At 48.4% G+C, this 12,767-nt stretch carries 10 protein-coding genes and 2 pseudogenes; 4 read left to right on the top strand and 8 right to left on the bottom strand.

Features of this window, described 5'->3' with window-relative positions:
• Window positions 1-271: 271 nt before the first annotated feature.
• Window positions 272-712 carry a YcgN family cysteine cluster protein gene (locus tag ATN88_RS23360; RefSeq protein WP_067419903.1) on the bottom strand — a complete coding sequence of 147 codons (441 nt, stop codon included), beginning with the start codon at window positions 710-712 and terminating at the stop codon, window positions 272-274.
• 221 nt (window positions 713-933) lie between these two features.
• Between ATN88_RS23360 and ATN88_RS23355 the strand changes: the two genes are divergently transcribed.
• On the top strand, window positions 934-1,182 hold the full coding sequence (locus tag ATN88_RS23355) for a YkgJ family cysteine cluster protein (protein ID WP_198158448.1): 249 nt from the start codon (window positions 934-936) through the stop codon (window positions 1,180-1,182).
• Here ATN88_RS23355 and ATN88_RS23350 read toward each other — a convergent pair.
• Window positions 1,165-1,764 carry a sugar O-acetyltransferase gene (locus ATN88_RS23350; RefSeq protein WP_067419901.1) on the bottom strand — a complete coding sequence of 200 codons (600 nt, stop codon included), beginning with the start codon at window positions 1,762-1,764 and terminating at the stop codon, window positions 1,165-1,167. The genes ATN88_RS23355 and ATN88_RS23350 overlap by 18 nt on opposite strands.
• 110 nt (window positions 1,765-1,874) lie before the next feature.
• On the opposite strand from ATN88_RS23350, the gene ATN88_RS27960 reads away from it, so the two are divergent.
• Together ATN88_RS27960 and ATN88_RS27955 are read left to right on the top strand one after the other, a co-directional pair.
• Entirely contained in the window at window positions 1,875-2,723 is an 849-nt protein-coding gene (locus tag ATN88_RS27960; RefSeq protein ID WP_232313500.1) for a hypothetical protein, read from the top strand.
• A 5-nt stretch (window positions 2,724-2,728) separates the two neighbouring features.
• Window positions 2,729-3,289 carry a hypothetical protein gene (locus ATN88_RS27955; protein WP_232313499.1) on the top strand — a complete coding sequence of 187 codons (561 nt, stop codon included), beginning with the start codon at window positions 2,729-2,731 and terminating at the stop codon, window positions 3,287-3,289.
• Between the two features lie 83 nt (window positions 3,290-3,372).
• On the opposite strand, the gene ATN88_RS23340 is transcribed toward ATN88_RS27955, so the two are convergent.
• From ATN88_RS23340 to ATN88_RS23320, 5 genes and pseudogenes are all read right to left on the bottom strand, one after another.
• Window positions 3,373-3,831, bottom strand: coding sequence for an FKBP-type peptidyl-prolyl cis-trans isomerase (locus ATN88_RS23340; protein ID WP_067419900.1), 459 nt, complete (start codon window positions 3,829-3,831; stop codon window positions 3,373-3,375).
• Window positions 3,832-4,019: 188 nt separating this feature from the next.
• Window positions 4,020-4,756: pseudogene (locus tag ATN88_RS23335) on the bottom strand (3'-5' exonuclease).
• 10 nt (window positions 4,757-4,766) lie between these two features.
• Window positions 4,767-6,650 (bottom strand): DUF294 nucleotidyltransferase-like domain-containing protein, encoded by a 1,884-nt coding sequence (locus tag ATN88_RS23330; RefSeq protein WP_067419899.1) that lies wholly within the window; start codon window positions 6,648-6,650, stop codon window positions 4,767-4,769.
• A 124-nt stretch (window positions 6,651-6,774) separates the two neighbouring features.
• Window positions 6,775-8,382: a BCCT family transporter gene (locus ATN88_RS23325; RefSeq protein ID WP_408607735.1), complete on the bottom strand. Its 1,608-nt coding sequence runs from the start codon at window positions 8,380-8,382 to the stop codon at window positions 6,775-6,777.
• Window positions 8,383-8,905: 523 nt separating this feature from the next.
• Window positions 8,906-10,534: pseudogene (locus tag ATN88_RS23320) on the bottom strand (BCCT family transporter).
• A 229-nt stretch (window positions 10,535-10,763) separates the two neighbouring features.
• On the opposite strand from ATN88_RS23320, the gene ATN88_RS23315 reads away from it, so the two are divergent.
• Entirely contained in the window at window positions 10,764-11,153 is a 390-nt protein-coding gene (locus ATN88_RS23315) for a BLUF domain-containing protein (protein WP_067419897.1), read from the top strand.
• Here ATN88_RS23315 and ATN88_RS23310 read toward each other — a convergent pair.
• The gene (locus ATN88_RS23310) at window positions 11,150-12,706 is read right to left on the bottom strand and encodes a cryptochrome/photolyase family protein (RefSeq protein ID WP_067419896.1); all 1,557 of its coding nucleotides are present in this window, start codon (window positions 12,704-12,706) and stop codon (window positions 11,150-11,152) included. The two genes, ATN88_RS23315 and ATN88_RS23310, sit on opposite strands and share 4 nt — an antisense overlap.
• Between the last annotated feature and the right edge of the window lie 61 nt (window positions 12,707-12,767).

The following is a 12,767-nucleotide window of genomic DNA, read 5'->3' as shown; positions in this document are numbered from 1 at the left end:
TTATATTTTTCACCAATAGTATCCAGAAAATTTGTTCTTAAAACTTCAACGTTCTAATTTGCAAGGTTCATCTCAATATAAACACTTCGCTTCGTACCAATGCAAACGCTCACCGCGCTTCAGTGCTCTCTCAAAATTTTCGTTTAAATATACAAGGCAAATTTTGGATAAAATAAAAGCCACCAGCGCGACTATTTTTATCTATCGCATATGGCAGCTTTTTATAGAAATTTTATTGAAACGAAAGCATTCAATCTTTCAAAAAGTGATATTACTTCCGGTTTGGATGATTAAGGATATGGTCTTCCCAATCAATCACATCAATTTCATATACCACTTTTTCTTTAACCGATTCATCCGCGGCATGCATAGCATCTTTAGAGCCAGTGATAAGCGGGTGCCATGCTGGAAGCGTTTTGCCTTCAGCAAGCAGTCGGTAAGAACAGGTGTCTGGCAGCCAGTAAAACTCGTCGATTTTGTCACGCGTTAATTTCAGACACTCTTCGTCATAGTTAAAGCGGTTTGGGTAGTCTTTGCACGAGCAGGTTTTGTCATCCAATAAGCTGCAGGCAATATTGGTGTAGTAAAGCTCTTCGGTATCTTCATCGATCAGCTTGTGAAGGCAGCACTTTCCGCATCCGTCACACAGTGATTCCCACTCTGCGTCCGTCATCTCAGTCAGTGTTTTTTGTTCCCAGAAAGGTGTCGACATTTTTACCTGTACCTACTCAATATTGCTAGAAGGCGGACGTTATACCACCAGAGCCGGAAAGTTCAAGGACTATCCCGTTATCATTCGGTGATTAAAGGACACAAGACGCACAATCAGCACCTTGCAAATTCACGTTTCGACTTCTTTGCGTTCTCCGCACACTAGTGATACTGTGCGCGCCTTCTTGAAGTATGTAGGCAGATATCATGAACCAACAAGTAATCAGTTGCCGTTTAGGCTGTGGCGCATGTTGCATTGCACCCAGCATATCTTCGCCTATTCCGGGAATGCCTAACGGTAAACCCGCAGGTCAACGCTGTATTCAGCTTAACGATCAAAACCTTTGTAAGATCTTCGGCCAACCTGATCGCCCTGCGGTATGCAGCCAATTCAAAGCTGACCGCGATATTTGCGGTAGCACCAATCAATACGCCATTGATATGCTCACCGAGTTAGAGCACCTGACCTAACGCGCCTCGGTCTTCTTTTTCTTCGTCAGTCAATTCACGAAGCACTTTAGCAGGATTACCAACCGCAATCACATTGGCTGGAATGTCTTTCGTCACCACACTGCCTGCGCCAATGACGCTATTCTCGCCAATGGTAACGCCCGGCAACACAATCACACCACCGCCTAGCCACACATTGTTACCTATGGTTATCGGTAACCCATATTCCACTAGCTCACGTACACGACGTTGAATATCAAGAGGATGCGTTGCAGTGAGTAACTGAACGTTGGTTGCCATCATCACGCGGTCGCCGATGGTTACGGGAGCCACATCCAAAATGGTACAGTTGAAGTTCATAAACACCGACTCACCGATATACGTGTGAATACCGTAGTCGCTGAAAAATGGTGGTTCGATATAGACGCTCTCATGCGCATTAGGCAGTAAATCTGCTTTCGCTTGCTTCCATTCTGGGCTGTCCGGCAAGCTTTGATTAAAGCGGCGCATGGCTTCGCGGCATCGCATTTTATCCGCAATCAACTCGTCATCATTTGCACTGTACAACTCACCGCTTAGCATTTTTTCTTTTTGCGTTTTCATTGCTTTCGCTATCTCTTCAGACTGGTAGGTATCGTGATTGGGCAGAAAGTATCTCTGCCCGCTTCGTGTCTATAGTTATGTGGATGCACATTACCCAAACAGGAATGAGAATGCTGAGATCGCTGCTGACTTTCGCGCTTTTACTGACAACATTGTCGGGCTGTGTGTCATCTTCGAAAACCCAAGCACTGTGGCCGTCAGGAAAAAACGCAGAATGCCAAGATACGCTGGCATCCTTCTATCAAAAGATTGATAGCACGCGCACTTATGCCCTTCCCTATGCTCAGGATGAGCGATTCCCCTATTTGGCATTCGACAGGTTCAGCACCTCGCTTGTCGGCGAGATCACCAGTGAAAATCAAAAATCACAATGGCTTTCATACGTGATGCAACTCGGTAGGCAGCAACTCGACACTGCATTAACGCTTTCGGAGACAAAGGAAAGCTCGGCAATATCATTACAGCAATGCCAAGCCTTGCTCGCGGAAGAGACGATGGACAACGCGGTGTTCTGGCAAACACTTACATCCAATCCACCTGTCATTGAAACGGCTTACCAACACTGGAAACGTGTGGTGGGCGTGTACCCCATCAGTAGCCTCGTCGCAGCTGGACAAATTGAGGATGAGCAAGCTCACATCATGTCTGGGTTTGACCGCCCTTTAGACCCTGTTTTTCGTTATGGCATGAGCAGAAAAAACCATGTTGATGTCTCAGCGATTTTCAAGCGTGCGCGCTCAGTCTCTGAGCTTGATTGGCCAGTATTTGATGCCAAGGAAACAGAACAACTTCTTGATGCGTTCTCACCAGTTATCTCTGTCGAAACACGCTCGCGTGACGATCTCCCTGGCAAGCTAATGATAAGTGATGATGGCAAACTAGCTGTCGATACCGCCACACCGACGCTATACCGAGCATCACCTATACCCGCTTTCAAGGGGGTATTCTCACGCAGTTAAACTACGTGGTTTGGTTCCCGGCTCGCACAGAAAAAGGCTATTTCGACCCCTATGGTGGCAAGTTTGATGCAATAAATCTCAGGCTTACTTTGGACAGCGCAGGACACCCTCTCGTTCTCGATTCCATTCACCAATGCGGCTGCTTTCACATGGTGTATGCATTAAGCCCAACACTTGAGTTCATCGCATCAGATGGAGAGCGGCCGATTGCAGTAAAATTGCCAGAGCCAACAGCAAACTCGCGATTGCATGTTGCGCTGTCGACAGCAGAGCACATGATTGTGAAGGTTGAGTTTACCGATAACATCCAAGCAGACATTGACCTAAGAACCTCATCGCTAACGCAGCTCTCACTGTTGCAAAGCACTGATGGCAGATACAAAAGTCCCTTTAACCGACACGGAATCATTACAGACAGCGCGCGAGGAGAACGTTGGTTCTTATGGCCGTTTGGCGTGCGTTCACCCGGCGCAATGAGACAACAAGGCCAGCACGCGATAGCGTTTATTGGTGAACGGCATTTTGATGAGGCCTTCCTGTTTGAAGGCATTTTGAAGCAAGAATAATGTGTCTCATGGTGAAAGCTAGCGAAGTTCAGGCAATAAAAAAGCGAGCACTGAGGCTCGCTTTTTTGAGATAACGATAAAGATCAGTGCGCGTGGCCGTGCTCTTTTTCTTCGTCGGTCGCATCGCGAACTTCGCGAACCACACCTTCAAAATACAGCACAATGCCTGCCAGTGGGTGGTTGCCATCAATGGTGACCTTGTCACCGTCAATCTCAACAATGGTCACTTGAATATTGCCTTGTGGCCCTTGCGCATTGAAGACCATGCCGACTTCAATTTCATCGACGCCTTGGAAGACTTCTTTATCTACCGTTTGGATCAGTGCTTCGTTACGCTGTCCGTATGCGTCATCAGGGTGCACTACTGCTTTGAACTCTTCGCCTTCCGCTTTACCTTCCAGTGCTTTTTCTAAGCCCGGAATAATGTTGCTTGCGCCGTGGAGGTACGCCAATGGCTCATTGCCTTCCGACGTATCGATAACCTGTCCCGCATCATTCTTCACGGTGTAATCGATTTTTACGACTTTGTTTTCTTCAATCATATTGCCGTCCTTTATAGGCAATGAATGTATGCATCTGAAACACTGACAGATACTCCGCTTAGATTGACTCTAACACAGTGAAAAAAAAGCGAACGGATATGCGCAGAGATCAGCAGAATGCTATCTAAGAAACGTGAAGCGTTGCACTCTTGAAGTAAAACCAGTGCAACACTTCTCGTCTGATTGCGTTATCGCCAAAGCCCTTTGATTGGGTAATCAGGTCTGAATCGGTGGGCAATTTGCGCTTGAAGAAGCTCAGCCGTCGCGATCGCGTCCGTCAGTGCATTGTGCCTTGGTAGAACGGGAGGTTGTAACGTCGACGGCTGTCAGCCAATCGAATCGAAGTCAGCGGCTTTTTCAGCATTCGCGACCAAAACTTTTGGCTTGGCTTACGGTAATACCAAGACTCTATTTCCAGTGTATCAACCACAGGGAACACCAAGCCTTCTCCCAATCGATGCTTGATGGCTGAGTCAATGAACTCTCGTTCAATCCGGCGGTAATGCACCACCACCACTTTGCCTTCAAGGGCGGCCAGCACTTCTTCCAGAATGCGGCGAAGATCGGGCGCATCGCTGACATCCGAATGGGTAATACCATGAAAAACCACCGAATCTTCGTTTAGCGGCTTACGTGGTTTTACTATCCAGTGGCGCGACTCGCGGCAATGAATACGGTCAAGCGTAAACGGCACCAGCCCGATACTGATGATGTCACTTTTCGACGGGTCTAATCCCGTTGTCTCTAAGTCCAGCGCAACAAACTGCACCTCAGACACGGGCGTTTCGCCGCTCACAACACCGGCATCATAAAAACGCTTCAGCAGTGGCACCTTGGCTTTTTGCTTCAGACGCTTAATCAGCGTTGGCCAATCTGGTCCCGCCTGCACGAGCGGCATGCCCTTGTTAGGTTCAAGAAATAACACTGACTATCTCCTAATTACTGCGGTTCGGTTGATAGCGGTATTTCAGGAACTTCTGTGCATTACTCAAGATCTGGAAGGCATCTTTCAAGTTTCTGCGTTCAAAGTCAGACAAGTTTTCTGGCTCGATGTTGTTGTCAGGTTCAATGCCTTGCTCAACATCGATCGCTTGGTGACGTATGCGCACCATGGAGATGAACTCCATTGCGTCACGAATATCTTCACCTCGACCCTTTGGCAAAATGCCCGCTTCAATGATGTCATCCAAACGCTCAAACGAATTCTGAGAACGCGAATCGACAGCCAGTGCGTGAACACGAATAAGGTCAGCCAGCGGTGCAGTACCTCGGCGTTTCAGGTTAATCGAGTTCTTGTGCGCGCCATCTTGTTCCATCACGAAGTTCTTAAAGAACCCTAGCGGCGGCGTGCGGTTCAAGGCATTACGCGCCATACAGGCGAGGAAGCGGTTGTTGCGACGTGCACGACGCCCGATAAAGGCTTTGAGCGTTTCCGCCCAGTTTGTTGCCCCGTACACACCATCAAGATCGAAGAAGATGTTGCTGTTAAGCAGCGACTTCGGATTTGGCTGGTCAATCCAATCGGCAAATGTGGCTTCCCACTCAGCACGAGTTTTACGCCACTCTGGATTTGTCGCCATGATGTTACCGGTACAATACGCGTAACCACAGCGTGCAAGGCCGTCTGAAACGAACTTCGCCAGATTCGCAAAGTATTCACCATGCTCTTCAGGGTCGTATTTGTCATCCAAGATCATCGCATTGTCTTGGTCGGTCACGACTGACTGCTCATCCCGCGCCATCGAGCCCAGTGCCAAGAAACAATACGGAACAGGCGGTGGACCAAGCTCTTCTTCGCCAAGCTCCAGCAATCGCTGTTTGAAGCTTCGGCCAATGACTGACATCGCAGAGCCAATCATGTGTGAGTTTGCATCCTCCGACACCATGCGAGAGAAACACGATGGGACATCTTTGGCCAACACTTCTAAATCGTCGACTGATTGTTGTCTGAAGATGCTGCTGACGATCACCAAGCTGCTCTGTGATTCGTGACGGACAATGTCAGACATCGCAATCACGCCGATAGGCTTGTGGTGGCGCAGAATCGGTAAGTGATGGAGGTTATTTCTCAGCATCACCAGCATGGCTTCAAACACGTAGGCGTTGTAATCCAGCGTGATGAGCTGTGGCGTGAGAATGTCAGCAACCTGTGTTGAATATGAAAGCCCTTCAGCCAACACACGCGAGCGCAGGTCTCGATCTGTGATGATCCCGACGATACGTTCCTGCTCCACTCCGTCTTCGTTTTCTTCGGTCGTCATGACCAAGAGTGACGAAACCCCTTCATCGGTCATCGATATCGCGGCCTGCTGCACCGACGATTCACAACCAATGGTCACCGGATCGCGCAAGATCAATGACTTCACTTTCGACGTGGTCAGATCGTTGCTTTCTCTATGGTTTTCGACGGCATTGCGCAGGCGCATTCCATCTTCAACTTCCATGAAATCCGAGAACGCTTCAAAACGTTCACTCAGATCATCGAAAACCGTATCAGGGATGAAATACACCAAGCTGTCTTCAATGGCTTTCGCCGGAAAACGCACGCGGCGATTCATCATCAAGCCCCACTGGCCGAACGTATCGCCTTCAGTGAGTCGGTTAAACAGCTCGCCTTTACGACGATAAATCTCAACAACACCACTTCGCACCATGCACAAATCTTTGATTGGCTGACCGTATTCGAAGATTTGCGTATCTGCGCGAAAGTAAGAAATTTCAACCTGTCTGGCGACGTCATCCACGGCGTCTTCAGGCAAGTCTTTAAAAGGCGCGTATTGTTTGAGAAACGCTGCGATTTCGATTTGTTCCGCTTCCATTAATTCTCAATCTCTGAGTAACCACAAAGGGTTAGTATTGCTACGGCGCAGTCCCTTACTGACGCCGGAAGACGAAGCAGGGCAGACACTTGGTCTGCCCTGCCCCGTTAAATCACTGTCGCGGCTAACCTCGGGGCTCGGACATCAAGCCTTTGATGAGCGAGACACAAGCGACCAGCAAAACAATGGTGAACGGGAAGCCCGTTGAGACCGCCATTGCCTGCAAGGCCACCAAACCACCGCCCAACAGCAGAACGATTGCCACTAAGCCTTCAAACGTACACCAGAATACACGTTGAGGCACAGGCGCATCGACCTTACCGCCCGCAGAGATGGTATCGATAACCAATGAGCCTGAGTCAGATGACGTTACAAAGAACACCACGACAAGAATAATACCGATAAATGATGTGATCTGTGCGAAAGGCAACGCATCCAGCATCGCAAAGAGCTGCAATGGCAATGCCGCTTCGGTAACGGCTGTGTAGCCGTCGTTCACGACTTGGCTGATAGCCGTGCCGCCAAACGCTGTCATCCAAAGCACACAAGCCGCCGATGGAATGAGCAAGACACAGATAACGAATTCACGCACTGAACGACCACGCGATACACGGGCGATAAACATACCCACGAATGGCGACCATGAAATCCACCACGCCCAGTAGAACGCCGTCCAGCCTTGGGAGAAGTTAGCATCTTCCCGCCCAAACGGATTCGACAGCGCAGGCAAGTGTTCAATGTAAGACGTCAGGTTGCCAAAGAACCCCGTGATGATGGCAAGTGTAGGCCCCATCACAATGACAAACATGAGTAACGCCAGTGCCAGCATCATATTGATTTCAGACAGGCGCTTCACCCCGGCATCCAGACCGGCCATTACCGAAACCAACGCCAGAATGGTGATGAAGATAACCAGAATGATTTCCGTTGAGGTGCCCAGTGGCGTACCAAACAGGAAGTTCAGACCTGCTGATGCTTGTGATGCCCCTAAACCAAGGGATGTCGCCAGACCAAATAGGGTCGCAACCACCGCAAGGATATCGATAACATGCCCTACCCAGCCCCATACTCGCTCGCCAAAGAGCGGATAGAATACTGAGCGCATCGTCAGCGGTAAGCCTTTGTTAAATGAGAACAGTGCCAGACCTAATGCCAATACCGCGTAGATAGCCCAAGGGTGTAGACCCCAGTGATAAATCGTGGCGGCCATGGCCAAGTCAATCGAGCCTTCAACATCGCCAGCCGCTGCGCCTAATGGTGCCCAGTCTGTGCGTACCCCGCCGTCAGATGCCGTCCCACCAAATGCAGACGCATAGTGAGACAGTGGCTCAGACACGCCGTAGAACATCAAACCGATACCCATACCTGCGGCAAACAGCATGGAGAACCATCCCGCGTAGGTGTAATCAGGCGTTGCTTCTGTTCCGCCCAATCGCACTTTGCCAAGCGGGCTAACAATCAAGAACAGACAAACCAAGACGAAGATGTCACCAGCTGTAAGGAAAAACCAATCAAGATTTGAGGTCAGCCAGCTACGAATATCACCGAAAACAGGGGCAACTTCTTTTTGGAACGCTAACGTCACGAAAACAAACAACGCAATGGCGATGCCTGAAATCAAAAAGACGCGGTTGTGGATATCTAGCCCGAACGGACCGATTTTTAGGGCTATGTTATCTTGCCCGACCTGGTAGTCAGTATCAATGGGGTTAACGTCGCCGTCAGGCTTCATTAACTCTTCATGACTTTTATCGCTCACAGTAAACTCCTTTGTCCGTCTCGCGAGTTAAGCTGCCAACGCCACCTAAATTCTTCGTATGAATGTCAACAAACCATCGTATTCACGATGAAAGTTTGCGATGCGTGATGAACGTTAACAAACTAAACACTGTAACATATCCTTAGTGTTCAATGCTTAATTTATGAGATAGGTGTCCAATCAACTCCAGCCAACCGCTTAAAAACAGCGAAAAACCACCGTTAAAAAGCTTTTTGTCGAAATTATTAACCATTGAGTTCTAAATATTGGATACAAGCCATCACCAAGCTTATTCAATGGTGTTAAGACGAATTACTTAAATGCGCCCATTGCGATCCAAATTAGGCCAACGCCGACGCATACAACGCGTTTCAACATGGTTCTATTTGGCAGGGTAAGACAGAAGACAACTGCAAATAGTCACTATTCAATAGCGCACTATTTACTGTGGCCCTAAACAAGAGTCCGGATGACTGGCATCCGGACTCTACAGGCATTACTTACGAGGTTCTGACATCAAGCCTTTCACCAAGGAGAAGGCACACATCAGCAGAACGATACAGAATGGCAGGCCCGTTGAGACCACCATTGCTTGAAGCGATGACAAACCACCACCCAGCAGCAGCGAAATCGCGACCAGACCAACAAAGGTACACCAGAAGATACGCTGTGGTACTGGCGCATCCACTTTACCACCCGCAGAGATGGTATCGATAACCAAAGAACCTGAGTCAGATGAGGTCACAAAGAACACCACCACCAGAATGATACCGATCAGCGAGGTGATGCTTGCCAATGGCAGGCCATCCAGCATGGTGAACAATTGCAGTGGCAAATCTGCATCAACTACCGCACGGTAGCCGTCTTGAAGTTGCTCAATCGCTGTTGTACCAAACGCGGTCATCCACAACACACACACAGATGTCGGGATCAGCAATACACAGATGATGAACTCACGAACCGTACGGCCGCGTGATACACGCGCGATAAACATGCCCACGAACGGTGACCATGACATCCACCACGCCCAGTAGAACGCCGTCCAACCTTGCGAGTAGTTAGCATCTTCACGGCCAAATGGCATAGACAGCGCTGGCAGGTTTTCAAAGTACGCACCCATGTTGCTCACTACACTGCTGAAAATAGACAGTGTTGGGCCAACAATGATCACGAATGCCATCAGCAAGGTTGCCATCAGCATGTTGAATTCTGACAAGCGCTTAACACCTGCATCCAGACCTGCAACCACTGAGCTCAACGCCAGACCGGTAATACCGATAATCAAAACGATTTGAGTTGGTGTGCCATCAGGAATGCCGAACAGGAAGTTCAGACCCGCAGCCGCTTGCGATGCACCAAAGCCAAGCGATGTCGCCAAACCAAACAAGGTCGCAACAACAGCAGTGATATCGATGATGTGACCTGGCCAGCCCAGATGCGCTCACCAAATACTGGGTAGAACACCGAGCGCATAGTCAAAGGCAAGCCTTTGTTAAACGAGAACAGTGCCAAAGACAGTGCTAGCAATGCGTAGATAGCCCAAGGGTGTAGACCCCAGTGGTAAATCGTGGCTGCCATACCGAGATCTTTCGCCGCAGCTGCATCATTCAATGCGCCACCTAGCGGAGCCCAGTCAGTGCGCACGCCATTTACGTCAACCACACCGCCTAGTGAGGCTGCATAGTGAGACAAAGGCTCAGACACACCATAGAACATTAAGCCGATACCCATACCTGCCGCGAACAGCATTGAGAACCAACCTACGTAGGTGTAATCTGCTTTTGCTTCAGTACCACCAAGGCGAACTTTGCCTAGAGGACTGACAACGAGGATCAGACACAGCAACACAAAAAGGTTACCTGCGCCGATAAAGAACCAGTCCATTTGAGCAGTGAGCGTATTACGCAGTTCACTGAACATTGGACCCACTGAGTTTCGGAACAAAAGGGTGACAACAACAAAAAGTGCAATCATTGAGCCCGAAACGACAAACACGCGGTTATGAATGTCTAGCCAAAAGGCCGATTTTTAGTGCAATGTTATCCTGGCCAACCTGATAATCAGTATCGATTGGATTCACTGCACCATCCGGCGCCATCAATTCATCGTGGCTTTTATCACTCACAACGACAACTCCATTTTCCTTTGAGGTATTACAAAATAAGCACTATCAGGTGCTAAAAAGACCTTATAATATGCGACCTTTTGTTTAGTGCGTAAAACAAAAATATCTGTTTATAACAATCAATTACGCAAATCTCCTGAGCTGCTAAACTTCTTTTAAACAAAAATTAACCACTTTAACCTTCTATTCCGTGAAAACTGTTTGAAGAACATTCAGGGGTGTACCAACAATGATCGCGATCGTTTACACCAGCCAGGCGACAACAGACTTTGATAAAGAGTCATTAAAGTCTTTGCTCTTGCAGTGCCGCATCAATAACAAAAAGAAGAACGTCACCGGTTTGCTGTTGTATAAGAACCGAGAGTTTATTCAGGTCATCGAAGGCGAAGATGAAGATGTCGAAGAAACGTTCAAACACATCAAAACAGATCCACGACATGACGGGGTCGAAGCAATTTTAAAAGAAAGGATCGATAAACGGTTCTTTCCGTTTTGGGCGATGGGCATGTGTAACCCCGATAAAAGCGAAGAGCTGAAGAACAGGCCGCTGTCCGATATCAAATACAACAAGATGTCGGTCTATCAATTGCTGAAAGACTTCAAAAACGACCTGCTCTAAAGCTCATCGAGTCGAGAAAGATACCATTGCGCCTTGTCCAAAATGGCTTGGCGCTCCTCATCAGGCTTGTTGTCCCACCCTCGATAAACAACACCCGCCCTCGGATTTTTGGCAATTAACGCACGATGGGTTTCCATAAAGTGCCAATACAAGCTGTTGAAAGGACACGCATTCTCTCCCAACTTGTCTTTCACATCGTAAGCACAACTGTCACAGTAGTCGCTCATCTTATTGATATAGTTTCCGCTAGCCGCATACGGCTTGGTCGCGACCACACCACCGTCGGCAAACAGTGCCATCCCGCGTGTATTTGGCATTTCCACCCATTCAATCGCGTCTATGTATATCCCGAGATACCACGCATCCACATCGTCTGGTTGAATGCCTGTGAGCAACGCGAAGTTGCCCGTGATCATGAGCCTTTGAATATGATGAGCGTAAGCAAAATCCAATGACTGCGTAATGGCGTGGTGCATGCAGTTAAGTTGAGTGTCACCCGTCCAGAAGAAGTCAGGTATCGGTCTAGAAGCGTTGAGTGCATTTTTAGAGGCATACTCAGGCATGTTTGCCCAATAAATGCCGCGAATAAACTCTCGCCAACCCAATATCTGGCGAACAAATCCCTCTACTTGCGCCAATGAAATATTCAACTCTGGCTCGCGATAGGCATCGATGGCGTGCTGAATAACCATCAGGGGATGCAGCATTTTGCTGTTGAGGGCGAAGGCCAATCGGGAGTGATACAACGACCATTGGTGCGGAGAGTTAGCTGTCATGGCATCTTGAAATTTGCCAAACGTCGGCAGCAGATAGCGACAAAAGAACTGGAGCAATTCGAGTGATTGTTGCCTGTTTATCGGCCAAAGTAACGAAGGTGAAGACCTGCCAATAGTCTTAACGTCATGCCGCTTCAGCCTTTCTAGGATATCGGTAACATCATTGGAAAACAGCAGAGATTCTGGGATGTTAGCAATATCTGCGGCTTTAAATGATGCGCGGTTTTCTTTGTCACAATTCCACTTACCGCCTTCCGGCTTCCCTTCCTCTGTCATTAAGATATTGAAGCGTTTACGCATCCTTCTGTAAAAGCTTTCCATGAGATGATGCTTATTGGCGGTGAAGTCCTCGGCGATAGCTGAATCCCGCAATAAAAAGTGCTCAGTCTCAAATGCCTCGCAAGGGATCGAAACGGTTTCAGTGAACTGGGCAAGTTGCTGTTTCAACCGAAACTCGTCTGGCTGTTGGTATTCAAACCGTCCAATGTGGTGTTCGACAATCTGTTGATACAGAAGGTCTTCTATTCCTTGGTATGAGCGCGTTTCATCAAGTGTCAGGAAGAAAACATGATGCCCTGCACGCTTTAAAGCATCCGCAAACCCAGCCATGGCGGCAAAAAAAGCGCAAACCTTCTGAACGTGATGCTTAGCATAGTCCGTTTCTTGGCGAAGCTCCGCCATCAGGTACAACACGCCCTCGTCTTTTTCCTTGTACCACGAATGGCTGGCATTGAGCTGGTCGCCGAGAATCAACCTGAGCGTGTGATAGCGTTGCATAGGAATTCCACTTACTTATTGAATATCAATTAGGTACGTTCAGCAGAAACCTTAGATCAAA

The sequence above is a fragment of the Enterovibrio coralii genome, assembly GCF_001559595.1.
GTDB classification, from domain to species: domain Bacteria; phylum Pseudomonadota; class Gammaproteobacteria; order Enterobacterales; family Vibrionaceae; genus Enterovibrio; species Enterovibrio coralii.
The sequence above is the reverse complement of the archived record's forward strand: the minus strand, read 5'-3'. Positions and strand labels throughout refer to the sequence as shown.

Excerpts from the sequence above, each read along its gene's own strand:
- ATN88_RS23330 (WP_067419899.1), bottom strand. The coding sequence starts at position 6,650 with ATGGAAGCGGAACAAATCGAAATCGCAGCGTTTCTCAAACAATACGCG.
- ATN88_RS23360 (WP_067419903.1), bottom strand. The coding sequence starts at position 712 with ATGTCGACACCTTTCTGGGAACAAAAAACACTGACTGAGATGACGGAC.
- ATN88_RS23310 (WP_067419896.1), bottom strand. The coding sequence starts at position 12,706 with ATGCAACGCTATCACACGCTCAGGTTGATTCTCGGCGACCAGCTCAAT.
- ATN88_RS23315 (WP_067419897.1), top strand. The coding sequence starts at position 10,764 with ATGATCGCGATCGTTTACACCAGCCAGGCGACAACAGACTTTGATAAA.
- ATN88_RS23340 (WP_067419900.1), bottom strand. The coding sequence starts at position 3,831 with ATGATTGAAGAAAACAAAGTCGTAAAAATCGATTACACCGTGAAGAAT.
- ATN88_RS27960 (WP_232313500.1), top strand. The coding sequence starts at position 1,875 with ATGCTGAGATCGCTGCTGACTTTCGCGCTTTTACTGACAACATTGTCG.
- ATN88_RS23325 (WP_408607735.1), bottom strand. The coding sequence starts at position 8,382 with ATGAAGCCTGACGGCGACGTTAACCCCATTGATACTGACTACCAGGTC.
- ATN88_RS23350 (WP_067419901.1), bottom strand. The coding sequence starts at position 1,764 with ATGAAAACGCAAAAAGAAAAAATGCTAAGCGGTGAGTTGTACAGTGCA.